Here is a 22,254-nt window from a genome sequence, read left to right as displayed (position 1 = left end):
CAGCCGTCGGGCCCGACGCCAGCAGATCCTCATGGCTCGCCACAGAGACGGCCAGTTGCTTGACCAGTATGCCGAGTTCGTTGATCTCGCCGAGGACGGCCTGGATGCGATCGGAGCTTGCAGAGTTCGCCGAAACCACCCGGCCCTCGACAGCGGCGAGCCGCCGGCCGAATTCGGCGACCTGGCGGGCGAGGTCGGCGGTGCCGCGGGAAAGATCGGCGATCTGGCCGCCGACGTCGGAGCGGTCGCGCAGCCGCATCGACACTGCGTTGTAGAGGATCAGGAAGGTCAGCGCGGTAAGCGCCACGAGCGCGGATTCGGTGCCGCTGAAGCCCGCCACCGCGTGCAGGACGAGCCCGAGGGAGGCTGCAACCAGCACCATGCAGATGGCGATGAAAATCGTCGAAATGCGAATCATGTCGCGCGCTACGCCCTCAGGTCCGAACTGTCCTCACCGGGAAAACACGGAAGTTTCAGGCACGTTCCGATATGCGCTCCCCCAAGCGCTGCAACCTTAACATCAATGTTGATTCGCAGAGCTAGTGTTCTTTGGACACGGTCGGAACTGGAAATGCAGCGCAGCAAGCTGCGTGCCGTCAGACGTCCGGCTGTCGTGCTTGCCATCGCCGTCGCGTTGCCGCCAAGCCCAGCAAGGTCGCCATCAGAATTAAGCCGGCCTGCATATGCCTGGTGTCCCTTGAGGGGGATCGATGCCTGCCGCGCCTGCTCGCGGGCGGTGCCTGCAGAACCGACCTGGCGGTGTCTCTCGCGGCGTCGATCTTGTCCGGTTCGAGCGGGCTGGCCTTGACCGCGACGCGCAGGCGGCTGGCGAGCGAGGGGAGGTGCGGCGTCTTTTGTCTGAGTTTGGCGGCGGCGAGCCCCGCGCAAATTGCGGCGATCATCGCCAGCAAGGCGCCGACCGCGCCGAAAGCCCAAAACTGCCCGTAATGGATCTCGATCCAGCGGAACAGCGCGGTCATGCCGACAAGGCAGGCGGCGATCATGAAAATGCCGGCCGCTGCGAACAGGCCGGCGACGATAGCATAGGAAGCTACGGTCGAGGTTGCCTGACGGGTGCGGTCGCGCAGGTAGGATCGCGTCGCCAGCTTGACCTGGTTCAGCTTCAGTTCCACCCCGGCGCGCAGCAAGCTGCTCGAAGGCGCGAGCATCCCGAAATTCCTCAACCGGCGGAGGCGTGATCGCTTTCCGCCGGTTGAATGAACGCCGGGTGGTTTCGAATGTTCCTGCCGGGCCAGAGCCGATGCAGCCGCTACGCGGTCGCCCGGATCACCTTGGCGACCTTCTCGATGATCTCGCCGATCTGGTCCTCGGTAACGATCAGGGGCGGGGTCAGTGCCAGCGTGTCGCCGGCTACCCGGATCATCAGATCATTGTCGTGGAAGGCGCTGTTGAGCCCGGCAAAACCGCGCTTGCCCGGCGCGTCGGCCTGCGGCGCGAGGTCGATGCCGGCGGTCAGCCCGATGGTGCGGATATCGACCACACCCGGTTCGTTCCGTAGCGACATCACGGCGTCGGCGAACTTCGGCTCGAGCCCATGAGCACGCTCGAACAGCTTTTCGTCGCGGTAGATGTCGAGGGTGGCAAGGCCGGCGGCGCAGGCCAGCGGGTGGGCCGAATAGGTATAGCCGTGGGTCAGCTCGACGGCATGTTCCGGGCCGCTCATGAAAGCGTCGTGGATGGTGTCGCGCACCAGCACGCCGCCCATCGGGGCTGCGCCATTGGTGACGCCCTTGGCGAAGGTCAGCATATCAGGCACCACGCCGTAGCGTTCGGCGGCAAAAGCAAAGCCGAGCCGGCCAAAGCCCGTAATGACCTCGTCGAAGATCAAGAGGATGCCGTGCTTCTGGGTGATCTCGCGCAGCCGCTTGAGATAGCCCTTCGGAGCCGGCAGCACGCCGGTCGATCCGGCCATCGGCTCGACGATCACGGCGGCGATGGTGTTGGCGCCGTGCAGGTTGACCAGCCGCTCCAATTCATCGGCGAAATGCGTGCCATAGTCCGGCTCGCCTTTGCTGAAAGCCTGTTTCTCGCGGTCGTAGGTCGCCGGCAAATGGTCGACGCCGGTGAGCAGCGAGCCGAACAGCTTGCGGTTACCGACGATGCCACCAACCGAGGTGCCGCCGAATCCGACGCCGTGATAGCCGCGCTCGCGACCGATCAGGCGGATGCGGCTGCCTTGACCGTTAATCTGGTGATAGGCCAGGGCGATTTTCAGCGCGGTATCGGCCGCTTCCGAGCCGGAATTGCAAAAGAATACGTGGTCGAGGCCGGCGGGCGCGAGCTCGGCGATGCGGTTGGCGAGCTCGAAGGCCTGCGGGATGCCGAACTGGAACGGCGGCGCATAGTCCAGCGCCTCGGCCTGCTTGGCGATCGCCGACGAAATCTGGGTGCGGCCGTGGCCGGCATTGGTGCACCACATGCCCGAGGCGGCGTCGATGATCTTGCGGCCGTCGACCGTGAAGTAATGCATGTCCTTGGCGCCGGCGAGCAGCCGCGGGTTTTTCTTGAACGCCCGGTTCGCGGTGAACGGCATCCAGTGCGCGGCGAGGTCGCTCGGAACGTTGATGGGGGTCGGGCGGGGGCTCTTGTCCAGCATGGGGAGGCCTCTTTGATGTTTGGGTCGTCGGACTGATGCCAAACTATCAGTTTCGCCCCTCAACGGGAACGCCAGCACGCCGTGATATTTGCGCGCAATTCCGTAAAATTCAGAGGTCGGCGGCGGCGATCCAGAATACTTCGCCCTCGGAATCCTCGGTATCGAGCCAGAGCAGCGGCAATTGCGGATAGGCGGCCTCGAGTTGCGGGCGGCAGCGCCCGATTTCGCATAGCAGCCCACCCTGCGGCGTCAGGTGCGCTTCTGCCTCGTCCAGGATGCGGCGGACGACGTCGATCCCGTCGGCGCCACCGTCGAAGGCGAGCTTCGGCTCCGCACGGCATTCGCGCGGCAGATCGGACATGCCTTCCGCATCGACATAGGGCGGATTGGAAATGATGAGGTCGTAGCGCTTTTCGCCAAGCGGCTTGAACAGATCGCCGCGATACAGCGTGAGGCGATGCTGCAAGCCGTAATCCCCGACATTGCGCGCGGCGACGTCGAGCGCGTCCTTTGAAATATCCACCGCGTCGATTTCGGCATTCGGAAAATTCCGGCTGGCCAGAATGGCAAGGCAGCCCGAGCCGGTGCACAGGTCGAGCACGCTTTCTACCGCGCCCGGGTCCGACATCAGCGAGCCGGCCTCCTCATCGCCGTCGCCGCCGAAATGCTGGTCGAGCAATTCGCCGATGAAGGAGCGCGGCACGATGGTGCGCTCGTCGACATAGAAGGGCAGGCCGCGCATGTAGATCTTGTTGACGAGATAGGCGGCAGGTTTTCGCGTCGTGACGCGGCGCGCGATCAGGTCGAGAATCTTGCGGCCTTCGGCCGCCGTGACGCGCGCGGTTGCAAAGGTCTCGAACTGGTCAGGGTGCAGATGCAACGCCTCGCAGACCAGGAAGACGGCCTCGGCAACGGGATCGGTGGTGCCGTGCGCGAACACCAGTTCGGCCTCGGTGAAGCGGCTGACGGCATAGCGGACGAAATCGAGCAGCGTCAGCAATTCGCCCGCACCGACCTTGGGGAGTTTCGACGGGCTGGTGCCGCGCTTCGCCGGCGGTTTTGCGCGTTTGGCCATCAGGGCTTGGTCCAGCGCGCGGCGGCCGCGTCGTCATGGTCGCGCGCCTCGACCCAACTCGTGCCTTTTTCGCTTTCCTCGCGCTTCCAGAACGGCGCGTTGGTCTTCAGGTAGTCCATCAGGAATTCCGCTGCTTCAAAGGCCGCCTGCCGATGCGGCGAAGCGGTTATCACCAGCACGATGTTCTCGCCCGGCGCGATGCGGCCGAAGCGGTGAATGACGGTCAGGCCCTGTAACGGCCAACGCGACAGCGCTTCGTCAGTGTGGCGCACGATCTCGGCTTCCGCCATGCCGGGATAATGCTCGAGCGTCAGCGCGGCGATCGGTTCGCCGTTCTCGCTGCCGCGGCAGATGCCGCTGAACGTAACGACTGCCCCGATATCGGTGCGGCCATTGGTGAGCGCCGCGATCTCCTGTGCAACGTCGAAATCGCCTTCCTGGATACGGATGGTCGCGGTGACGGACATGGCCCGGGTCAACCGCCGGTCATCGGCGGGAAGAACGCAATCTCACGCGCGCCTGATATCACGGCGTCCGGCTTGACGTGGGCCTGGTCGATCGCGGCGCGGATCACCTTCGGCTTTTCGAAGGCATGGGCGTAGGCCTCGCCGCGGCTGGACAGCCAGCCGATCAGATCGTTCACCGTGCGGACGTCGGCCGGCGGCTCGACGGTTTCCTCCGCCATGCCGACCCGCTCGCGTACCCAGGCGAAATATTTGACCTTCATCCCTCATCCTCCTTGATGAGGTGATGGATGCCGGCGCGGAAATAGTCCCAGCCGGTGTAGATCGTGAAGATTGCCGACATCCACAACAGGACGATCCCGATCAGGGTGGTCGCGGGCAGGAGCTGCTCGCCCGCTTCGCCCGCGATCAGAAAGCCGATCGCGACTAGCTGGATCGTCGTCTTCCATTTCGCAAGCTTCGTCACGGGCACGCTCACCCGCAACGCCGCCAGATATTCCCGCAGGCCCGAGACCAGGATCTCGCGGCACAGGATCACGATGGCAGCCCACAGCGTCCAGCCATGGATGCTGCTATCGGCGGCCAGCATCAGGAGGCAGGACGCGACCAGCAGCTTGTCGGCGATCGGGTCGAGCATGCGGCCAAAGGCGGACTGCTGGTCCCAAATTCGCGCATAATAGCCATCGAGGTAGTCGGTCACCGCGGCGGCGATGAAGACCGCCAGCGCCACCCAGCGCAGCCACAGCGGGCCGTCCTGAATGGACTGGGCAAACACGCAGCCCACCACTACCGGAATGGCGGCTATGCGCGCGTAGGTAAGGATATTTGGCAGGGACATGCTCTTGGTCTGTCCCCTGGTCGTTGCGATGTTCATCCGTCTTACCAATACCGCTGAAGCGTGAAGGTCAACCGTGCGGGCCTAGATGTCGCAGGCGACACCCATATGAATTAAAACCCCTTAACTCGGTTGCGTATGGAAAAACTCGAAAATTTTGCGGGCGCTTTCGGCGCTGACCCCCGGAACCTTGCCCAGGTCGGCGATCGAGGCCCGCTCGATCTCCTTCAGGGTTCCGAAGTGGTGCAGCAAGGCACGTTTGCGTGACGGGCCGATGCCCGGGATTTCCTGCAAGCCAGCTTCCCTGATGTCTTTTTTCCGCAGTTTGCGGTGCGAGCCGATCACGAAGCGATGCGCCTCGTCGCGCAGTCGCTGGATGAAATACAGCACGGGATCGCGCGGTTCGAGCTTGATGGCCTCGCGGTCCGGCATGAACAGGGTCTCCCGTCCGGCATCGCGGTCTGGGCCTTTTGCCACGGCCATGAGCGAGACCTGGGCCAGCCCGAGCCCCTCGAAAATCTCCCTGACGGCGTTGAGCTGGCCGCGGCCGCCGTCGATGATGACGAGGTCGGGCCATTGCGGAAACGAATCATCGTCGGCTTTCGCTTTGGCGACGTCGCCCTCCGGCGGCTTCAGCAGCCGCTTGAAGCGCCGCTCCAGCACCTCGCGCATCATCGCGTAGTCGTCGCCAGGCGTCAGCCCCTCGGATTTGATGTTGAACTTGCGGTACTGGTTTTTGATAAAACCATCCGGCCCCGCAACGATCATCGCGCCGACGGCGTTGGTGCCCTGGATGTGACTGTTGTCGTAGACCTCGATGCGCTTCGGCACCTGCGGCAGTCCGAGCGTGGCTGCCATCCCTTCCAGCAGCCGGCTCTGCGTCGCCGTATCGGCGAGCTTGCGGCCGAGCGCCTCGCGCGCATTGGTCAGCGCGTGCGTGACCAATTCCTTTTTCTCGCCGCGCTTTGGCACGGAGATTTCGACTTTGTAGCCAGCCTTCACGCAAAGGGCGTCGGCAAGCAGCTCAGATTCTTCGATCGCGTGCGAGAGCAGGATCAGCTTCGGCGGCGGCTTGTCGTCGTAGAACTGCGCGAGGAATGAAGCCAGCACTTCCTCCGGCGTGAACGACTTCTCCGCGCGCGGGAAATAGGCGCGGTTGCCCCAGTTCTGGCCGGTGCGGAAGAAGAACACTTCCACGCAGGAATAGCCGCCTTCCTGATGGATGGCGAATACGTCGGCTTCTTCCACGGTACGCGGATTGATGCCCTGCTGCGACTGGATCGCCGACAGCGCGGCGAGGCGATCGCGGTAGAGCGCGGCGGTTTCAAATTCGAGTTCGTTCGACGCCTTCTCCATTTCGGCGGCGAGCAGCTCCTTCACGGCGTGGCTGCGGCCGGAAAGGAAATCGTTAGCCTCGCGGACCAGCTCGGTATAGCCGGGGAAGTCGATCTCGCGCGTGCAGGGACCCGAACAGCGGCGGATTTGATACAGCAGGCACGGCCGCGTGCGGCTTTCGAAAAAGCCGTCGGTGCAGGAGCGGATCAGGAAGGCACGCTGTAGCGCCGTAATCGTGCGGTTGACCGCGCCGGCGGACGCGAACGGCCCGAAATATCGTCCGGGCCTGGTTTGCGCGCCGCGATGTTTGAGGATCTGCGGCGCCCAATGGTCGCCGGTGATCAGGATGTAGGGAAACGACTTGTCGTCGCGCAGTTGTACGTTGAACCGCGGCCGTAGCTGCTTGATCAGATTGGCTTCCAGCAGCAGCGCTTCGGTCTCGGTCGTGGTGGAGACGATCTCGACTGTCACGGTCGCCGCGATCATGCGCAGGATGCGCGCCGGCAGCGGCGCGTTGATGCGGGCGTAGGAAGCCAGCCGCTTGCGAACGTTTTTCGCCTTGCCGACGTACAGCACGTCGCTCGCGGTATTGAGCATGCGATAGACGCCGGGAGAGGTCGGCGCCAGCCGCACCGCGTTTTCGATAGCCGCGTGGCCGACCGCCAACGGGCCTTCGGCAATCGCCTCAGCGGGCTCCTCGGGGGCTTCCGGCAGGCGAGCCTCGTCGTCCTCCTCGGCGGCAGATGTCGCGGGATCGACGTCGGCGGCGGCGGTCAGGTCCTGGGGCGGTAAATCCGGCTGGGAACCCCGCCGCGCCTTGCGCGGGGGCTGCGGATGGTCGGTAGAATCGTGATCCATGGGCCTAAATTAAGCGCTGCAGGGCGGCATCGCCAGCGCTCGCGGCGCGCTCTCGCGGAGAGGCCGGTAACGCTTCCTTAAGACTGATGAGTGGGCGCTAACCCGACTTAACAACCCTTTAACTTAAAACTCTCGATAAATCTTACCGGAAAAAGGTGGAGTTCCGTAACCAGGCCGGTTTCTTGCCCGGCGTGGTCACGGCAGTTGCGTGGAGTTGGGGTGATGGGCAGGTTTGTGTGGGGCGCGCTGGCGCTGATCGCCACCGGCTGGACCACGTCGGCACGGGCGGCCGACCTCTACGGATCGCGCCCGCCTTTGACAGTCAACCAGACGCAGTTCGGTCCCGATAGCTGGGCCGGCCCCTATCTCGGCGGCAACCTCGGCTATGCCTGGGGCTCGGTCGCCGACAATCCGACCAAGCCGTCCGGTTTCGTGGGCGGCGTCCAGGCCGGCTACAATTGGCAGAACGGAGCCTGGGTGTTCGGTCTCGAAGGCGACCTCCAGGCGACCGGTGCCGAAGAAACCTTCGCCCCGTGGAAATTCTCCAATCCCTGGTTCGGCACGGTTCGCGGCCGCGCCGGTTACGCATTCAACAACGTGCTGTTCTTCGGCACGGGCGGTCTCGCCTTTGGCGAGCTGCGCGCCACCACCTTCGGCCTGTCGGAATCCCATACCAATGCGGGTTGGACTCTGGGCGTCGGCGCCGAGATGGGCTTCGCGCCGAACTGGAGCGCCAAGGTCGAATACCTCTATGTCGATCTGGCCAACAGCAACTTCGTCATTACAGGCGCGTCGAACGGTTACCGGTTCGGCCTGATACGGGCCGGCTTGAACTATCACTTCTGAGAACAAAGAAACTGCCGGCTACCGCCTCCCGGCGGCAGTAAGCCGCCGGGATTTTTTTTGCCTTGTGATCGGCACGTCACGTGAAAGCGCGATAGAACGGTATCATGCAAACCGGACAGCCTAGCCTTACCGCGTTGGGCGCCGCCCGCTTGCGCGCGGCGCATCAGGTGCTGGATCACGCATCGATCCTGGCCGATCCCCTGGCGTTGCGTATTCTCGGCGACGACATCGCGGTGTCGCTCGATCATGCGCGGGCTCACACGTCCGGGTCGCGGCTGCGCTGGTTCATCGCCGCGCGTTCGCGCATTACGGAAGACGCTCTTAACGTCGCGGCGAACGCCGGCACTACCCAGCTTGTGGTGCTCGGCGCCGGACTGGACACGCTTGCCTACCGGACGCCGCTCGCCGGCCGCCTGCGGATATTCGAGGTCGACCATCCGGCGACGCAGCAACGCAAGCGCCAGATGCTGGCCGATGCCGCGATCGATGTGCCTGACACGCTTCGTTTCGTCCCCATCGATTTCGAACGCCAGACGCTGGCTGAAGTTCTCCGCACCGCGGGCTTCAATGCGGCGGAGAGGAGTTTTTTCAGTTGGCTCGGCGTCGTGCCCTACCTGACCGAGCCGGCGATCTTTTCGACGCTCGGATTCATCGCTCAACTGGAAGGCGGCGCCGAGGTGACGTTCGACTACGTCAATCCTGCGGCTTCGATCGCGCCCGCCGCCCGCATGGCTCATCAAGCACTGGCAGGCCGGGTGGCCGCGGCAGGCGAGCGCATCCAGAGCTATTTCGACACCGCGCCGTTATGCGCCAGAATGACGGAGGCGGGTTTTCGCCGTGTTGATGATATCGGCCCGGCCGAGATTGCGACGCGTTTCTTTTCCGAGGCTGAACGGTCAGCGCCGGCGCGCGGCGGGCATGTCATGCATGCCTCGACTCTCTGAGCGGCGGCGCCGCACCAGTTGATCGTGCAGGCAAAGTTCAGTTCGCTTCCAAGCGTGAGCGCGAGCTCACGATGAAATCACCAGGTTGACCGCCTTGGGGCCTTTGCCCTTCTTGTCCGGTTCGACCTCGAACGTAATGCGCTGTCCTTCTGTCAGATCCTTCAATCCGGCCCGCTCGACGGCGGTGATGTGTACGAACACATCGCGGCCGCCATCATCGGGCTTGATGAAGCCGTAGCCGCGTTCTCCGTTAAAGAACTTGACTGTTCCAGTCATGGCCATCGGGAAACTCCTCCCCCGTATTGCTCCGCCGCTACGCGCACCTCGCGTATAGGCCGACCGGACATTCGCTGCCGGAAGCTTGGCCACCTGAGCCGATCGGTTGATGCCGCCGACCGACCTGGATTTTTCTTCGGCCTTGATCACTCCGCCGCAACCATTCGCGGAAGCGGAACGTAAAGCCAGTCCCAACGGCCTGAGCATAATACGGTTTCGCGTAAATTGCCTACGGCCCAATCGCACTTTTCATGGGTAGTACCTTCAGGGCTTGGGCGTCTCGAGCCTGAAACGGCCGGCACCGCCCTGGCCGAGCGGTTTTTCGAGTTCGGGTAGAATTGTCTTCAATTCGCTCGCCAGCGTCCACGGCGGATTGACGATCAGGAGGCCGGTGGAGGCGAGGGGACCGCCCGGCTCCTGCGGCGCAACGCTGAATTCGAGCCGGAGGCATTTCCCGGCCGGCTTGCTGGCGGCGGCGGCGCCTGCGACCTGCCGAGCCAAGGTGTCGGTGGCGCGCCGGCTCTTCACCGGATACCAGATCAGATAGCTGCCTGTCGGCCATTTCGCGTAGGCTTCGGCGAAGCCGCTGGCCAGGCTTTCGAATTCGTCCTTTTGCTCGAACGAGGGATCAATCAGTACCAGGCCGCGCCGCTCGTTGGGAGGCACGAAGGCCGGCAGCGCCGTCCAACCGTCGAGATCGACCACCCGCGCCTGGCTGTCGCGGCGCAGCGCATCGATCAGTTGCCTGCGGGCGCCAGGCTCGATTTCGCAGGCGGTGAGACGGTCCTGCGGCCGCAGCAGGGCGCGGGCGATCAAAGGCGACCCGGGGTAGGCCTCAAGCTTGCCCGGTGCGTTGAATGCCCTGATGATATCGAGGTAGGGGGTCACCAGCGGCAGCGCGTTTTCCGAAAACCGCGCCTGCATCACCCGTGCAATGCCGGTCAGCCATTCGCCGCCGCGGCGCGCCTCTTCGCCTGTGAGATCGTAACGGCCGGCACCGGCATGGGTGTCGATGACGCGAAACGGCGCCTGCTTTTCCTGCAGATAGGTCAGCATGCGCACCAGCACGATGTGCTTGATGACATCGGCAAAGCCGCCGGCGTGAAAGGCGTGTCGGTAGTTCATCGCAGTCGGCCGATCAATTGGAGCAGACGAAAGTGTCTTCTACTCGTCAGGGCCGGCCTTGTCCTCCTTCGCGAAACGCTTCGGAGGACCAGGGCTGAAAACCCGGCGAAGCCTTGGCGGGTCCTGCTCGCAAACGCCTCACGATCGGGGCCGAAATGGCCAAAGACGCCTTGGTGCAGATAGGTCCCGGCCATCCACGCGTCTTGCAGATGACGATAAAGCCGTGGATGGCCGGGAACGCAGACAACTTCGAGCAGTCTGCGCAAGGGAGCCGCCATGCCTTGGCATGGCGGAGCAAGGGAGGCTTCAGCCGCCCCGCACCGGCGGCATCACCACCTCGTCACGCCGGCAGGCGCGGCGGTCGATTTCCTCGCAGGCGCGGAACTGCATGTCCTTGCTCAGGCAGACCCGCACCTCGCTCAGGCGCCGGCTCGAGCAGGTCACCGAAATCGCCGAACTGCTCAGGCCCGGGTTGACCTTGATAAAGGCCTCTTCGAGATCGCCGGGGGCGATGGTCTTCTGCTCCGACAATTGCAGGAATTCCTCGGGAATCCTTACCGCAGCGCGCGCTTTTCGCGTGGTCTCGAAATAGGCTCGCGCACCAAGGCCCGAACAGGTGCCGTGCTTGTCCCACTCGTTGAAGATCAGGCCGGGCGCCGGCATCAGGTCCAGCATCGAGGTCATGACGTTGCGATCGAGCCGCGGCGAGGGCCGCTGGCAATATTCGGGAAAGCCGCGCTCATATTGCGGCCACAGGCCGTGAACCACGAACGAATAGGGGCGGCTGCACTGGGTCTGTGATCGCCCGCTATTGCCCCGCTCAGCCGCCGCCTCGCAGAACGAGGGCGACCATGAAAGGGCAAGGACGTAAAAATCGAACTCGCCCGGGGCGTTCTGCCGGCGGTCCTGGGCGGACGCCGTCCCGGCAGAAACGACAACAAGAGCCAGTGAAATCAGAAGCCGCGAAACAATGATAATGGACCGGTGCATCGAACGCCCCCTCTACCAGACTACCAGGAGCCTAGCAGGGAGGCGGAACATTTCAAGAACAAATTTGATGCTCCCCATACGCTGGGCCGGAGCAGGCTCGCCCGGATCGGCGAATCGGGGGAATCAGGGCCGGGCGGCTCGGCAGCCCGGGCTGTAGGCCCAATTGCGGTCGAGCCCGGTCACACACCATTCGACGCCCTGGCTGAAGCCGGCAAAGCCGCCATCCTCGATGATCGAGTAGTGCACCGTGCGCATCTTGCCGTCGCTCAGCATGACGTCGCCGCTGCAGTAACGGCGCGGGATGTTGTCGGACTGCCATGGCCGGAATGCAGTTTCATGGATCCGGCCAAAGCCGGTGATCACCAGCGCCGAATTCCAGAACTTGCCCTCCTTCTCCTGGAATTGATACGCGATCGTCGTTAGCGCCCGCTCGCATTCGGCGACGCGGCCGTCATAGCGCGGGCCGAACAGTCCGAAATTCAGCTCCAGCGGATTGGCGGCCTGGGCGGCGTGGCTGGAGATCAGCAGGGCGAGCGCCGCTGTCATCGGGCCAAGTGATCTGGGGCCGAGAGCTCTCAAGGATGTGAATAGGTTGCGCATGGGGAATCCGCCCGTAAATCAGTGCGCGAGACGGTGCCGCGAAGCTCTGACGAGGTCAAGTGCAGCGCGGCAACACCTGACGGCCAAGTCCGCCTCGTGCTGCAACCATTCTTTTCATGGCCTTCGGCGCACACTATGGTGGGCTTCGAGCGAAACGGAGTCTGCGATGCGAAGAATTGTGGCCGCGTGCCTGATTGCCATGGGCGGGATGCTGGCGGGGGCGCCGGCGCAGGCGCATTGGTGGGACATCGATACGGTGCCGGCGTTCAAGGGCAACGACACCGGTGGTATCATCGCCTATCCGCTCGCGATGCAGGCCGATGCCCGCCAGCTCGCCGTCGACCACTGCGCTCGTTACGGCAAGGTGGTGAAATTCCTCGGCGTGCAGCCGAACTACGGCGGCTATGTTTCCTTTGCCTGCCGCTGGGTCCCCTATGGCGCCGCTGAGCGGCCGCTGCGCACGCTTTACTGAGCGCGCCCACTACCTGTTTTCCGGCTGGACATGTTTTTGCCACGCAAAGCGTGTGTTCACTTCGCGCGCACGATAGCGTTGAAGTATTCAGGGGAGCACACGCATGAGACGACTGCTTTTTGTGTCTTGGTCTGCCGTTGGCTTGCTTGCCCTGTTGCCTGCGAGCGGCGCCGTTGCCGTGGAGCTGCCGGTGCGTAAGGCCGGTCTGTGGGAAATGAAGGTGCTGAGCGGCGGATCGGTGCCCGAGATGACCATGCAGCAGTGCACCGACGAGACCACGGACAAGGACATGAGCACCGCAATGTCGCCGGTGGCCAAAGATATCTGCTCGAAGCAGGAGATCCAGAAAACGGCGACCGGCTATGTCACCGATTCGGTTTGCGGCATCGCCGGCGTGACGGTCAAATCAAAGGCCGAGATCACCGGTGACTTCAACTCCGCCTATACCGTGAAATCGACCTCGCATAGCGAGGGTGGCCGGGCCGGCGCGAACGATTCCACCTCCACGATCGAGGCCAAATGGGTCGGCGCCTGCAAGGCCGACCAGAAGCCCGGCGACATCATGATGCCTGGCGGCATGAAGATGAACATCAAGGACATGCAAAAGCTGAAGGCGCTGATCCCGAAGCAGCCGGCGAAGTAACCTCCGAAGATTGCCTAGCCGGTGGCCTCATGGTTCGAGACGCGCAGCTTAGCTGCGCTCCTCACCATGAGGGGTGGAGGCCCGGTGCTGGGGCCTCATACTGGGTAAGACCTTCCCCCTGAGGAGCGTGTCTTCGCGCGTCTCGAAGGGCGAGGCCGAGGTCTCTCGAAAACAACTACACCGGGACCCTTACCGCCGCGCGCAAGCCGCCCATCGGGCTGTCGCCGAGCGTGATGTCGCCGCCATGCGAGCGGGCGATGTCGCGGGCGATGGCCAATCCCAAGCCCGTGCCGCCCTCGTCCTGATTGCGGGCGTCGTCGAGCCGCAGGAACGGCTTGAACACTTCCTCGCGCATATTTGCGGGAATGCCTGGCCCGTCGTCGTCGACCGTCACCGTCAGATAGCGGTGATCGCGGTGGCCGGTGATGGCGACCGTCTTGGCGTGCCGTGCTGCGTTGGAGACGAGGTTGGCGATGCAGCGCTTGAACGAGGCCGGTTTTACCGTCACCACCGGCAGGCCGCGGAACACCACCGTCGCGGTATGGCCGTGGCGCTCGGCATCGTTGCGCAATTCCTCCAGCGCCATCGCCATGTCGGTCGGCTGCGCCACCTCGCCGCTGTCGCCGCGCGCGAAGGAGAGATAGGCCTCCAGCATGCCGGCCATTTCGTCGACGTCCTTGCGCATGCCGTCGACTTCGGGGCTGTCGCCGATCAGCGCGAGTTCGAGCTTAAAGCGGGTCAGGATGGTGCGCAGATCGTGCGAGACACCGGCCAGCATCGCGGTGCGCTGTTCGATCGAGCGCTCGACGCGAGCTTTCATCTCCAGGAACGCCTGCGCCGCTTGCCGCACCTCCCGTGCGCCACGCGGGCGGAAATTCGGCACCTCGCGCCCCTTGCCGAAGCTTTCGGCGGCGTCCGCCAGCCGCAGGATCGGCCTGATCTGATTGCGCAGGAACAGCACCGCGACGATCAGCAGGATCGAGGAGGTGCCGAGCATCCAGAAGATGAAAATTTCCGAATTGGAGGCATAGGCGGCACTGCGCTGTGCGAACACACGCATCACGGCATCGTCGAGCTGAATGCGGATTTCAACCAGATTGGACTTGCCGACAGTATCGATCCAGAACGGGCGGCGGATCTGGCGGCCGATCTGCGACGACAGGGTCTGGTCGAGCAGCGAGAAGAATGGTTTCGGCCCGGGCTGCGGCATATCGCCGACGGGAAGAAAATCGACGACCAGTTGCAGCCGCTGCCCGATGTGGCGCAACTGCGCGCGGTCCTTGTCCTGCGGAAAGGCCTTGTAGACGTCGATCAGGCTGGCGATGTCCTGCACCACGGCCGCCGACAGGCGCCGTGTCACCGTGTTCCAGTGCCGCTCCATGAACACGAACGCCACGACCGTTTGCAGGATCACCATCGGCACGATCATGATCAGGAGCGCCCGGGCATAGAGGCCGGTCGGCATCCAGCCCTTGAACGCGTTGCCCATCCAGCCATTGGCCCTGGAGACGCGTTGCGACGCATTGCGGATGAACGTCAGGCCGGTGTCGAGCGTGCTCATGAGTTGGCTCAGGGCGACGCGACCAGGCGATAGCCGATGCCGCGCACCGCCTGCAGGAACAGCGGATTGGCGGGATCGCGCTCGATCTTGCGCCGCAGGCGGTTGATCTGCACGTCGACCGCGCGCTCGTTCACCGTGCCGTCCCCCGTCAGCGCCGCACGCGGCACGGTCTCGCCGGGCGTGACCGCCAGAATGCGCAGCATTTCGCGCTCGCGATCGGTCAGGTGAATGATCTCCTCGCCCTGGCGCAGTTCGCCGCGATCGAGATGAAATACGTAAGGGCCGAACGCGATCTGCTCCAGCGCTTCCACCGGCGGCGGCGCGGTACGCTTGAGGATATTGCCGATCCGCAAGATCAACTCGCGCGGCTCGAACGGTTTGGCAACATAATCGTCGGCGCCGATCTGCAGGCCCTCGATCCGCGCCTCCGCCTCATGGCGCGCCGTCAGCATGATGATCGGCACCGAGGAGGACGTGCGAATGAACCGCGCCAGGTCGAAGCCGGTTTCGCCGGGCATCATGACGTCGAGGATCAGGAGATCGAAATGCAGGCTGAGCAGTTTTGCGCGCGCGTCGGTCGCGCTCGACGCGGTGGTGACGCGATACCCCTCGCCAGATAAAAAACGCGACAACAGATCGCGGATACGGCGGTCGTCGTCGACCAGGAGCAGATGCGGGGCGTCGTCGGCCAGTTGCCGCGCGGCGCGCGCGGTGGCTGCAGCGATGGTTGCTCCTTGCGCCACGGTCACTCCCTTGGCTTCTTGCTGCCGGTCCCGAAGATCGCCTCTAACACCTTGTCGGGGTCGTCGCGATCGATCATCGCGCGCAAGAACTGGCTGATCGCCGCGACGCCTTCGGGATTGATATCCCGGAGCGCGCGGGTGATGCGATCGGTCTGCAGCCCTGCGAGCTTTGCCACCAACGCTTCGCCCTTGGGGGTGGCGTAAAGAAGGCGCTGCCGGCGGTCGTTGTTGCCGGTCTTCTGGACGATGTAACCCTCATCGAGCAACTGCTTTAGCACCCGACCAAGCGACTGCTTGGTGATCCGCAGGACGTCCAGCAGGTCGGCGACCTTGAGGCCGGGATAGCGGTAGACGAAATGCATCACGCGGTGATGGGCGCGGCCGAAGCCGAAAGCCTCGAGCTCATGGTCGGCGTCGCCCACGAAGTCGCGATAGGCGAAGAACAAAAGCTCGATGATGTCCCATCGCAGCTCGCCGGATCTCGGGGCGGGCACACCCTCGGCCCCCTGCGAATCGGGGTTAGCGGCGCCCCTTGAGAAATTTACGTCAGTCATGTTGACATATCTTGGGTTCAATGTTACAAAACTGCCGTCCACGACGAAACTTTAAGTCGTTTCGAACTGGTGACGTGTCAGGCAGCCGGAAAAAGCCAGCAATGGCGGCAACGGCCGCGAATTGAACTACCGTGCGATTGTCGAGCGGCATTTCGACAAACATACTGGACTTCGGCATTCCGCAAAAGCATGTCCTCAACCGACATGATGGCGATGGAAACCGGCCGCGAGGCCGGTGGTGGTGAAGTCCAGACCGATTAACCCAGCAGGCCCGGAGAGGCAGGCCGGCGCCAGAATTCGCGCCGATTCCGACAGCGGGAAGCAAGGGAATGAGTTTGAAATTCGAAATCCGGCCTGCGGCGAATCCTACCCCTGAGAAGGAGCGCGCGGCAAAGCTCGTGGATCCCGGCTTCGGCCGGGTTTTCACCGATCACATGGCTTTGGTCCGCTACAGCCAGGGAAAGGGCTGGCACGACGCGCGTATCGAGGCCCGTGCGAATTTCTCGCTCGATCCGGCCACAGCCATCCTTCACTACGCGCAGGAGATTTTCGAAGGCCTCAAGGCCTACAAGCGCGACAACGGCGTGAACCTGTTCCGCCCCGATGCCAATGCCCGGCGCTTCCGGAGTTCGGCTGAGCGCATGGCCATGGCGCCGCTGCCCGAGCCTGTGTTCATCGAAGCGGTCGAGCAGCTCGTGCGCATCGACAGCGCCTGGATACCAGGGGGCGAGGGCAGTCTTTATCTCCGGCCGTTCATGATCGCGAGCGAGGTTTTCCTCGGCGTGAAACCATCAGCGGAATACATTTTTGGTGTCATCGCCTCGCCGGTCGGCTCCTATTTCAAGGGCGGACCTGCGCCGGTGTCGATCTGGGTGTCGGAGAATTATACGCGCGCTGCGATCGGCGGTACCGGCGCTGTCAAGTGCGGCGGCAATTATGCTGCGAGCCTGCGCGCGCAGGCCGAGGCCATCGAGCACGGCTGCGATCAGGTCGTTTTCCTCGACGCGATCGAGCGCCGCTACATCGAGGAGCTCGGCGGCATGAACGTCTTCTTCGTATTCGACGACGGCTCGCTCTCGACACCGCCGCTCGGCACGATCCTGCCGGGCATCACCCGCGATTCGATCATCGCGCTGGCGAGGGATTCCGGCACCCGTGTGCGCGAGGAGGCTTACACCATCGACCAGTGGCGCGCAGACGCCGCCAGCGGAAAGCTGAAAGAGGCGTTCGCCTGCGGCACCGCGGCCGTCATCTCGCCGATCGGCAAGGTGTGTTCGGCGGACGGCGATTTTCTTATTAGCGGCGGCGCGGCCGGCCCGGTCGCCATGGGGCTGCGTAAGAAGCTCGTGGATATCCAGTACGGTCGCGCAGCGGACCCGCACGACTGGATCAGAAAGGTCCTGTGACCGGCGGCGGGCGTCATCGCATTCGTCTGGCAGCGGAGCAAGCGGCACCCCTCCCCTAACCCTCTCCCGCAAGGGGAGAGGGAACCCTACCGCCGATGCGTCCCTGACTCGTGCCAATCACATCAGGGATAGCCAACATGCAATGTGAAGTGAGCACACTGGTAAGGCTCCCTCCCCCCTTGCGGGCCCTTGCGGGGGAGGGCTGGGGAGAGGGGTAAGCCGCGAGCTCGAACGAAGAGATCAAAGCATTGCGCGTCGCGGCGTGCAGTTGCCGAGGCCGAAGCCACGCTCTTCCACAAGCGGAGAGGGTGCATTGGCCCGGGTTGCCCTGCCGTGCCTCGGCTGGTACCTAGCCGCCCATGGCTGAAAAACCCAAAAAACCCCAGAAACTGAAGGCGCGGCTGCCGCGCGGGCTGGAAGATCGCGGGCCCGCCGCGATCGCGGCCACGCGCCAGATGGTCGAGAAAATCCGCGAGGTCTACGAGCGCTACGGTTTTGAGCCGGTGGAAACGCCGGCGATGGAGTTCACCGACGCGCTGGGCAAATTCCTGCCCGACCAGGACCGGCCCAACGAAGGCGTGTTCTCGTTCCAGGACGACGACGAGCAGTGGATCTCGCTCCGCTACGACCTGACCGCGCCGCTGGCGCGCTATGTGGCGGAAAACTTCGACGCGCTGCCGAAGCCCTATCGCAGCTACCGCGCCGGTTACGTCTATCGCAACGAGAAGCCAGGCCCCGGCCGTTTCCGTCAGTTCATGCAGTTCGATGCCGACACGGTGGGCTCGGCCTCGCCTGCGGCCGACGCCGAGATGTGCATGATGGCGGCGGATACGATGGAAGCGCTGGGCATTCCGCGCGGCTCGTATGTGGTGAAGGTGAATAACCGCAAGGTGCTGGATGGCGTGCGCGATGCGCTAGGCATTGCCGATGACGGACAATGGCTGACGGTGATGCGCGCGATCGACAAGCTCGATCGTCTCGGCATTTCCGGTGTGCAGCAGTTGCTGGGCGAGGGCCGCAAGGATGAGTCGGGTGACTTTACCAAAGGCGCCGGCCTGAAGCCTGATGACATTGCATTGGTCGTTGGTGCGATCGAGCAGGGCACGCAGATCGATGCGCGGCTGCGCGACAGCAAGGTCGGACAGGAAGGTCGCGACGAACTCGACGCGATCGGCAAGCTGGTAACGGCGTCGGGCTATGGGTCGGATCAAATCATCATCGACCCCTCGGTCGTGCGCGGTCTCGAATATTACACCGGCCCTGTCTACGAGGTCGAACTCACGCTCGAAACCAAGGACGAAAAAGGCTGCCCCGTTCGCTTCGGCTCGGTCGGAGGCGGTGGCCGCTATGATGGCCTCGTCTCGCGCTTCCGCGGCGAGCCGGTACCGGCGACGGGATTTTCCATCGGCGTATCGCGGCTGCAGGCCGCGCTGACGATGCTGGGCAAACTCGATACGCGGCCGGACTTCGGCCCGGTCGTGGTCACCGTGTTCGATCGCGATCGTATCGCCGACTATCAGAAGATGGTTGCGCAGCTCCGCAATGCGAACATCCGCGCCGAGCTCTATCTCGGCAATCCGAAGAACATGGGCAACCAGCTCAAATATGCCGACCGCCGCAACTCGCCATGCGTGATCATTCAGGGCTCGGATGAAAAGGCGCGTGGCGAAATTCAGATCAAGGATCTGATCGAAGGCGCAAAAGCCGCCGCCGCCATCGCCTCCAACCAGGAATGGCGGGAGACGCGTCCGGCGCAGTTTTCCTGCGGTGAAGGCGAGATCGTCGCGAAGGTGCGCGACGTGCTGGCGCGCCATGACGTGAAGTGGAATTAAGCCCTCATGGTGAGGAGGCGCTCTTGCGTCGTCTCGAACCATGAGGACAATAAAGCCATCCTTCGAGACGCGGTCCAAGAGGCCGCTCCTCAGGATGAGGACTGAGTTTGTGGCGAACGAAACGTAGCAAGAGCAAAGGGAGAGACGAGAATGCCTGAGATCACCGTAAGCATGGCCGCCGGCCGCACCGACGAACAGAAGGCCGGCATGATGCGCGACATCACGCAAGCGCTGGTGAAGAACCTCGGCGTCGATGCCGATGCAGTGGTGATCCAGATCAACGAAGCGCCGCTGGCCCACAAGATGAAGGGTGGCAAGACGTTCGTCGAGCGCGCGGCGGCTGCTGCCGCGGCGAAGAAGTAGCGCGGTCTCGTTTCCTTCTCCCCTTGTGGGAGAAGGTGGCGGACGTAGTCCGCCGGATGAGGGGTTCTATCGGCGAATACCAATGCGAGAGATTGGCTCGCGGAGAGAGACCCCTCACTCGTCTCAATCGCGCGTTTCGCGCGATTGATCCACCCTCTCCCACAAGGGGAGAGGGAAGGGAAGCGATCCATGGACGCACGCGACTTCATCAAGGTCGGCATGAGCGCCGAGCGGACGCTGGTGGTGCCGCCCGAGCGCACCGTCGGGCATTTCGTGCCTGATATGCCGATGGTCTATGCAACGCCGATGATGATCCTGGAAATGGAGATGGCATCCAGCGACGCCATCAGGCGTTATCTTCGGCCGGGCTGGATCACTGTCGGCACCGAGGTCGATATCCGCCATCTCGGCGCGTCGCTGGTTGGCGCGACGGTGCGCGTCACAGGAAAGGTCATAGCCGTCGAGCGCCGCGTGATCCGCTTCGAGGTCGAAGCCTTCGAAGGCGAGCGCAAGATCGGCGACGGCCGCCACGCCCGCGGGCTCGTCAATGTGGAGAGTTTTACCAAGCGGCTTGCAGGGAAGTAGCTGAGATGTCTGACCTCATCCTGAGGAGCGCGTCTTCGCGCGTCTCGAAGGATGAAGGCCCGTCTGTGGCCTCATGGTTCGCCCGGCGATGCGAGCATCGTCCGGAGACGGCGCTTTCGCGCCTCCTCACCACGAGGATAACGGCAACGTTACTTCGCCAATTCTTTCGACCGTTTCGTCGCTGCCGCGATCGCGCGGATCATCAGCGGCTGCAGGCCGTCCTTGTCCATCAGCACTTCCAGCGCGGCCGCCGTGGTGCCGCCGGGCGAGGTGACGTTCTGGCGCAGCGTGGCCGAAGCAAGGTCCGAGCGATGCAGCAATTCGCCGGAGCCTGCTACGGTTTCGCGCGCGAGCTTGGTCGCAAGTTCCGCCGACAGGCCGGCCTCGACGCCGGCGCGCGCCAGTTCCTCGGCGAGCAGGAACACATAGGCCGGGCCGGAGCCGGACACTGCGGTGACCGCATCCATCAGGCTTTCGTCGTCGACCCATTCGACCGATCCGGTGGCGCGCAGCAGCGCATCGGCGATGGCGCGCTGCGCGGCGCTGACATTTTTCGCGGGCACTGCGACCGTGATGCCGCGGCCGATCGCGGCCGGCGTGTTCGGCATGGCGCGAACCACCATGCCGCCGCAGACTTCTTCCAGCGCCGCAATCGTCGTGCCCGCCATGATCGAGACCACGAGCGTGGACGGTCCGACGAGCTTCTTCAGCGCCGGACCGGCTTCACGGAACGTCTGCGGCTTCACCGCCACGACCAGCGTGTCGGCCGTGCCGGCGTCCTTCGGATTGAGGCGGACGCCCTTGGCCGCGAGCGCCTTGATGTCCTCGGACGGGTGGGGCTCGACCACGATGACGCGGCTTGCGTCGAGGCCGCCGGCCAGCCATCCGGTCAGCATCGCGCCGCCCATCTTGCCCGCGCCGGCGAGCGCGATGGTGCCGTGGAGGTTTTGAAGTGCGTTGATGGTGTTCATGGGCGTCACCACAAGTGCAGGCGTCGTCCCCGCGAACGCGGGGACCCATAACCACAAGCGGTTCTAGTGGATCAAGATATCTGCAACAAGCGCCGTCCTGCACGATTGCCGTCACGGCGTATGGGTCCCGCGTTCGCGGGGACGACATCCAATGTGCGGAGGCGGCCGGAACGGCGGAAACCCTACGCCTCGCCCTCGGTATCGAACATCGCCGCGCTCATGGCTTCCGCGGCGCTCTTTCCTGCCCAGACCACGAACTGGAACGCAGGGTAATAGCGCTCGCACGCGTGGATGGCGCCGACCAGCATGACCTCGCATTGCGCGGTCGAGGCGGTCAGCCCGCCCGGCAGCACCAGCGCCTGCCGGTACATGATCATGCCGGTGTGGGTCCAGATGTCGAAATGGCCGACCCATAGCTGTTCGTTGATCCCCGCGATCAGCCGCTGCACTTCCGCGCGGCGCGCAGGCGGAATCTTCATGTCGAAGGCGGAGGCCAAATGCAGCGCCTCGATCTCCGGCATCCAGGTGAAGGAGAGCTGATAGTCCGTCCAGTTGCCCCTGGAGACAATGGTGACTTCGTCTTCACCGGAGCGTTCGAACGCCCAGTTGTTGTCGGCGGCAATGTCCTCGACCACCGCCAACGGGTTGTTCCGGGAATCGATAACGCTTTCGAGGAGGGACATGCCGTCTCGACCTTGTTTTTGAATTCTTCTGATACGCACACGGAGCCCGGCGCGCGTTGAACTTAGGCGCCGCCGCCGACTGCAATCCCCTGATCGCTGGTCGTCCCGGGGCCTGCTGACGCTCAAGTGATGTGATTTGCGGAATCCGCGCAACTGACCCCGGAGTCCGTCCACAGGCCAAAGCGGCGTCGTCCACAGTTGATCGTGGCCACAGTTATTAATTTGAGAACAAACCGGAATCGGATTCGAGCGCCGCGGAGTCCGGCGGCTGGAGAAATCGGGCCGGTCTGCCACAATGGTTAATAGATCGTTAATTTTCCTGCGATGACGCGCTTCGCGTTCCCAGCACCGGGACATCAGCTCGGCGCGCAATACGTGGCCTTTGCGCGGAAGGCCCAGCTCGAGGCGCCTCCTTACTCCGGCTTGAGGCCGCCTGCGCGGACCACCTTGCCCCATTTCTCGGTCTCGTCTGCGAT

23 protein-coding genes and 2 pseudogenes are annotated in these 22,254 nt (G+C 63.8%); 8 read left to right on the top strand and 17 right to left on the bottom strand.

The features are described from left to right. From CP49_RS45850 to uvrC, 8 genes and pseudogenes are all read right to left on the bottom strand, one after another. Positions 1-418: pseudogene (locus CP49_RS45850) on the bottom strand (EAL domain-containing protein); the annotation flags it as partial. Between the two features lie 178 nt (positions 419-596). Continuing rightward, entirely contained in the window at positions 597-1,169 is a 573-nt protein-coding gene (locus CP49_RS09330) for a phage holin family protein (RefSeq protein WP_057849982.1), read from the bottom strand. 101 nt (positions 1,170-1,270) lie between these two features. Continuing rightward, positions 1,271-2,617 carry an omega-aminotransferase AptA gene (gene aptA, locus CP49_RS09325; RefSeq protein WP_057849981.1) on the bottom strand — a complete coding sequence of 449 codons (1,347 nt, stop codon included), beginning with the start codon at positions 2,615-2,617 and terminating at the stop codon, positions 1,271-1,273. 109 nt (positions 2,618-2,726) lie between these two features. Beyond that, on the bottom strand, positions 2,727-3,692 hold the full coding sequence (prmB, locus tag CP49_RS09320) for a 50S ribosomal protein L3 N(5)-glutamine methyltransferase (protein WP_057849980.1): 966 nt from the start codon (positions 3,690-3,692) through the stop codon (positions 2,727-2,729). Further along, positions 3,692-4,159, bottom strand: a complete 468-nt coding sequence (locus tag CP49_RS09315; RefSeq protein WP_057850001.1) for a molybdenum cofactor biosynthesis protein MoaE — start codon at positions 4,157-4,159, stop codon at positions 3,692-3,694. Before CP49_RS09315 ends, prmB begins: the two co-directional genes overlap by 1 nt. 8 nt (positions 4,160-4,167) lie before the next feature. Next, on the bottom strand, positions 4,168-4,419 hold the full coding sequence (moaD, locus tag CP49_RS09310; RefSeq protein ID WP_057849979.1) for a molybdopterin converting factor subunit 1: 252 nt from the start codon (positions 4,417-4,419) through the stop codon (positions 4,168-4,170). Beyond that, positions 4,416-5,030 carry a CDP-diacylglycerol--glycerol-3-phosphate 3-phosphatidyltransferase gene (pgsA, locus tag CP49_RS09305; RefSeq protein ID WP_057849978.1) on the bottom strand — a complete coding sequence of 205 codons (615 nt, stop codon included), beginning with the start codon at positions 5,028-5,030 and terminating at the stop codon, positions 4,416-4,418. The genes moaD and pgsA overlap by 4 nt, the downstream gene beginning before the upstream one ends. A gap of 84 nt (positions 5,031-5,114) precedes the next feature. After that, a complete protein-coding gene (gene uvrC, locus CP49_RS09300; protein ID WP_057849977.1) occupies positions 5,115-7,184 on the bottom strand; it encodes an excinuclease ABC subunit UvrC in 2,070 nt (689 codons plus the stop codon). A gap of 222 nt (positions 7,185-7,406) precedes the next feature. Between uvrC and CP49_RS09295 the strand changes: the two genes are divergently transcribed. Together CP49_RS09295 and CP49_RS09290 are read left to right on the top strand one after the other, a co-directional pair. Then, positions 7,407-8,030, top strand: a complete 624-nt coding sequence (locus CP49_RS09295) for an outer membrane protein (RefSeq protein ID WP_057849976.1) — start codon at positions 7,407-7,409, stop codon at positions 8,028-8,030. Positions 8,031-8,134: 104 nt separating this feature from the next. Next, positions 8,135-8,974 (top strand): class I SAM-dependent methyltransferase, encoded by an 840-nt coding sequence (locus CP49_RS09290; RefSeq protein ID WP_057849975.1) that lies wholly within the window; start codon positions 8,135-8,137, stop codon positions 8,972-8,974. 66 nt (positions 8,975-9,040) lie between these two features. Here CP49_RS09290 and CP49_RS09285 read toward each other — a convergent pair whose 3' ends face one another. From CP49_RS09285 to CP49_RS09270, 4 genes are all read right to left on the bottom strand, one after another. Continuing rightward, a complete protein-coding gene (locus tag CP49_RS09285) occupies positions 9,041-9,256 on the bottom strand; it encodes a cold-shock protein (RefSeq protein WP_028350729.1) in 216 nt (71 codons plus the stop codon). A 258-nt stretch (positions 9,257-9,514) separates the two neighbouring features. Beyond that, entirely contained in the window at positions 9,515-10,375 is an 861-nt protein-coding gene (locus CP49_RS09280; RefSeq protein ID WP_057849974.1) for a 23S rRNA (adenine(2030)-N(6))-methyltransferase RlmJ, read from the bottom strand. 306 nt (positions 10,376-10,681) lie between these two features. Next, positions 10,682-11,365: a ribonuclease T2 family protein gene (locus CP49_RS09275; RefSeq protein WP_057849973.1), complete on the bottom strand. Its 684-nt coding sequence runs from the start codon at positions 11,363-11,365 to the stop codon at positions 10,682-10,684. Between the two features lie 123 nt (positions 11,366-11,488). Further along, the gene (locus CP49_RS09270) at positions 11,489-11,965 is read right to left on the bottom strand and encodes a hypothetical protein (RefSeq protein ID WP_057849972.1); all 477 of its coding nucleotides are present in this window, start codon (positions 11,963-11,965) and stop codon (positions 11,489-11,491) included. Positions 11,966-12,131: 166 nt separating this feature from the next. On the opposite strand from CP49_RS09270, the gene CP49_RS09265 reads away from it, so the two are divergent. Both CP49_RS09265 and CP49_RS09260 read left to right on the top strand, forming a co-directional pair. Beyond that, the gene (locus CP49_RS09265) at positions 12,132-12,437 is read left to right on the top strand and encodes a hypothetical protein (protein WP_057849971.1); all 306 of its coding nucleotides are present in this window, start codon (positions 12,132-12,134) and stop codon (positions 12,435-12,437) included. A gap of 103 nt (positions 12,438-12,540) precedes the next feature. Further along, entirely contained in the window at positions 12,541-13,080 is a 540-nt protein-coding gene (locus CP49_RS09260; RefSeq protein ID WP_057849970.1) for a DUF3617 domain-containing protein, read from the top strand. A 175-nt stretch (positions 13,081-13,255) separates the two neighbouring features. Here CP49_RS09260 and CP49_RS09255 read toward each other — a convergent pair whose 3' ends face one another. Genes CP49_RS09255 through CP49_RS09245 form a run of 3 tightly spaced genes read right to left on the bottom strand, consistent with a single transcriptional unit; the run spans position 13,256 to position 15,938 of the window. After that, positions 13,256-14,641 carry an ATP-binding protein gene (locus tag CP49_RS09255; protein ID WP_057849969.1) on the bottom strand — a complete coding sequence of 462 codons (1,386 nt, stop codon included), beginning with the start codon at positions 14,639-14,641 and terminating at the stop codon, positions 13,256-13,258. 8 nt (positions 14,642-14,649) lie between these two features. Continuing rightward, on the bottom strand, positions 14,650-15,384 hold the full coding sequence (locus CP49_RS09250) for a response regulator (protein WP_245310626.1): 735 nt from the start codon (positions 15,382-15,384) through the stop codon (positions 14,650-14,652). 2 nt (positions 15,385-15,386) lie between these two features. After that, on the bottom strand, positions 15,387-15,938 hold the full coding sequence (locus CP49_RS09245) for a MarR family winged helix-turn-helix transcriptional regulator (RefSeq protein ID WP_057849968.1): 552 nt from the start codon (positions 15,936-15,938) through the stop codon (positions 15,387-15,389). Between the two features lie 329 nt (positions 15,939-16,267). On the opposite strand from CP49_RS09245, the gene CP49_RS09240 reads away from it, so the two are divergent. The 4 genes and pseudogenes from CP49_RS09240 (at position 16,268) to CP49_RS09225 (ending at position 20,124) form a co-directional block, all read left to right on the top strand. Next, the gene (locus tag CP49_RS09240) at positions 16,268-17,344 is read left to right on the top strand and encodes a branched-chain amino acid aminotransferase (protein WP_057849967.1); all 1,077 of its coding nucleotides are present in this window, start codon (positions 16,268-16,270) and stop codon (positions 17,342-17,344) included. A 359-nt stretch (positions 17,345-17,703) separates the two neighbouring features. Continuing rightward, positions 17,704-19,054, top strand: a pseudogene (gene hisS, locus CP49_RS09235) (histidine--tRNA ligase); the annotation flags it as partial. A gap of 272 nt (positions 19,055-19,326) precedes the next feature. Continuing rightward, positions 19,327-19,539, top strand: a complete 213-nt coding sequence (locus CP49_RS09230; RefSeq protein WP_028350741.1) for a tautomerase family protein — start codon at positions 19,327-19,329, stop codon at positions 19,537-19,539. Positions 19,540-19,728: 189 nt separating this feature from the next. Further along, complete coding sequence (locus tag CP49_RS09225; protein WP_057849965.1) at positions 19,729-20,124, top strand: thioesterase family protein; 396 nt, start codon at positions 19,729-19,731, stop codon at positions 20,122-20,124. Between the two features lie 149 nt (positions 20,125-20,273). Here the strand turns inward: CP49_RS09225 and proC are convergent, their stop codons facing one another. Then, positions 20,274-21,095 (bottom strand): pyrroline-5-carboxylate reductase, encoded by an 822-nt coding sequence (gene proC, locus CP49_RS09220; RefSeq protein WP_057849964.1) that lies wholly within the window; start codon positions 21,093-21,095, stop codon positions 20,274-20,276. A gap of 182 nt (positions 21,096-21,277) precedes the next feature. Next, positions 21,278-21,778: a type III secretion system chaperone family protein gene (locus CP49_RS09215; RefSeq protein ID WP_057849963.1), complete on the bottom strand. Its 501-nt coding sequence runs from the start codon at positions 21,776-21,778 to the stop codon at positions 21,278-21,280. Positions 21,779-22,254 lie beyond the last annotated feature (476 nt).

It is taken from the genome of Bradyrhizobium valentinum (genome assembly GCF_001440405.1).
In the GTDB taxonomy this organism is placed as follows: domain Bacteria; phylum Pseudomonadota; class Alphaproteobacteria; order Rhizobiales; family Xanthobacteraceae; genus Bradyrhizobium; species Bradyrhizobium valentinum.
Note: the sequence above shows the minus strand (reverse complement) of the source record. Positions and strands in the feature narration are given on the sequence as shown.

What these genes read in the sequence shown, in the direction of transcription:
- CP49_RS09330 (WP_057849982.1), bottom strand. Translation starts at nt 1,169, where the DNA reads ATGCTCGCGCCTTCGAGCAGCTTGCTGCGCGCCGGGGTGGAACTGAAG.
- aptA (WP_057849981.1), bottom strand. Translation starts at nt 2,617, where the DNA reads ATGCTGGACAAGAGCCCCCGCCCGACCCCCATCAACGTTCCGAGCGAC.
- prmB (WP_057849980.1), bottom strand. Translation starts at nt 3,692, where the DNA reads ATGGCCAAACGCGCAAAACCGCCGGCGAAGCGCGGCACCAGCCCGTCG.
- CP49_RS09315 (WP_057850001.1), bottom strand. Translation starts at nt 4,159, where the DNA reads ATGTCCGTCACCGCGACCATCCGTATCCAGGAAGGCGATTTCGACGTT.
- moaD (WP_057849979.1), bottom strand. Translation starts at nt 4,419, where the DNA reads ATGAAGGTCAAATATTTCGCCTGGGTACGCGAGCGGGTCGGCATGGCG.
- pgsA (WP_057849978.1), bottom strand. Translation starts at nt 5,030, where the DNA reads ATGAACATCGCAACGACCAGGGGACAGACCAAGAGCATGTCCCTGCCA.
- uvrC (WP_057849977.1), bottom strand. Translation starts at nt 7,184, where the DNA reads ATGGATCACGATTCTACCGACCATCCGCAGCCCCCGCGCAAGGCGCGG.
- CP49_RS09295 (WP_057849976.1), top strand. Translation starts at nt 7,407, where the DNA reads ATGGGCAGGTTTGTGTGGGGCGCGCTGGCGCTGATCGCCACCGGCTGG.
- CP49_RS09290 (WP_057849975.1), top strand. Translation starts at nt 8,135, where the DNA reads ATGCAAACCGGACAGCCTAGCCTTACCGCGTTGGGCGCCGCCCGCTTG.
- CP49_RS09285 (WP_028350729.1), bottom strand. Translation starts at nt 9,256, where the DNA reads ATGGCCATGACTGGAACAGTCAAGTTCTTTAACGGAGAACGCGGCTAC.
- CP49_RS09280 (WP_057849974.1), bottom strand. Translation starts at nt 10,375, where the DNA reads ATGAACTACCGACACGCCTTTCACGCCGGCGGCTTTGCCGATGTCATC.
- CP49_RS09275 (WP_057849973.1), bottom strand. Translation starts at nt 11,365, where the DNA reads ATGCACCGGTCCATTATCATTGTTTCGCGGCTTCTGATTTCACTGGCT.
- CP49_RS09270 (WP_057849972.1), bottom strand. Translation starts at nt 11,965, where the DNA reads ATGCGCAACCTATTCACATCCTTGAGAGCTCTCGGCCCCAGATCACTT.
- CP49_RS09265 (WP_057849971.1), top strand. Translation starts at nt 12,132, where the DNA reads ATGCGAAGAATTGTGGCCGCGTGCCTGATTGCCATGGGCGGGATGCTG.
- CP49_RS09260 (WP_057849970.1), top strand. Translation starts at nt 12,541, where the DNA reads ATGAGACGACTGCTTTTTGTGTCTTGGTCTGCCGTTGGCTTGCTTGCC.
- CP49_RS09255 (WP_057849969.1), bottom strand. Translation starts at nt 14,641, where the DNA reads ATGAGCACGCTCGACACCGGCCTGACGTTCATCCGCAATGCGTCGCAA.
- CP49_RS09245 (WP_057849968.1), bottom strand. Translation starts at nt 15,938, where the DNA reads ATGACTGACGTAAATTTCTCAAGGGGCGCCGCTAACCCCGATTCGCAG.
- CP49_RS09240 (WP_057849967.1), top strand. Translation starts at nt 16,268, where the DNA reads ATGAGTTTGAAATTCGAAATCCGGCCTGCGGCGAATCCTACCCCTGAG.
- CP49_RS09230 (WP_028350741.1), top strand. Translation starts at nt 19,327, where the DNA reads ATGCCTGAGATCACCGTAAGCATGGCCGCCGGCCGCACCGACGAACAG.
- CP49_RS09225 (WP_057849965.1), top strand. Translation starts at nt 19,729, where the DNA reads ATGGACGCACGCGACTTCATCAAGGTCGGCATGAGCGCCGAGCGGACG.
- proC (WP_057849964.1), bottom strand. Translation starts at nt 21,095, where the DNA reads ATGAACACCATCAACGCACTTCAAAACCTCCACGGCACCATCGCGCTC.
- CP49_RS09215 (WP_057849963.1), bottom strand. Translation starts at nt 21,778, where the DNA reads ATGTCCCTCCTCGAAAGCGTTATCGATTCCCGGAACAACCCGTTGGCG.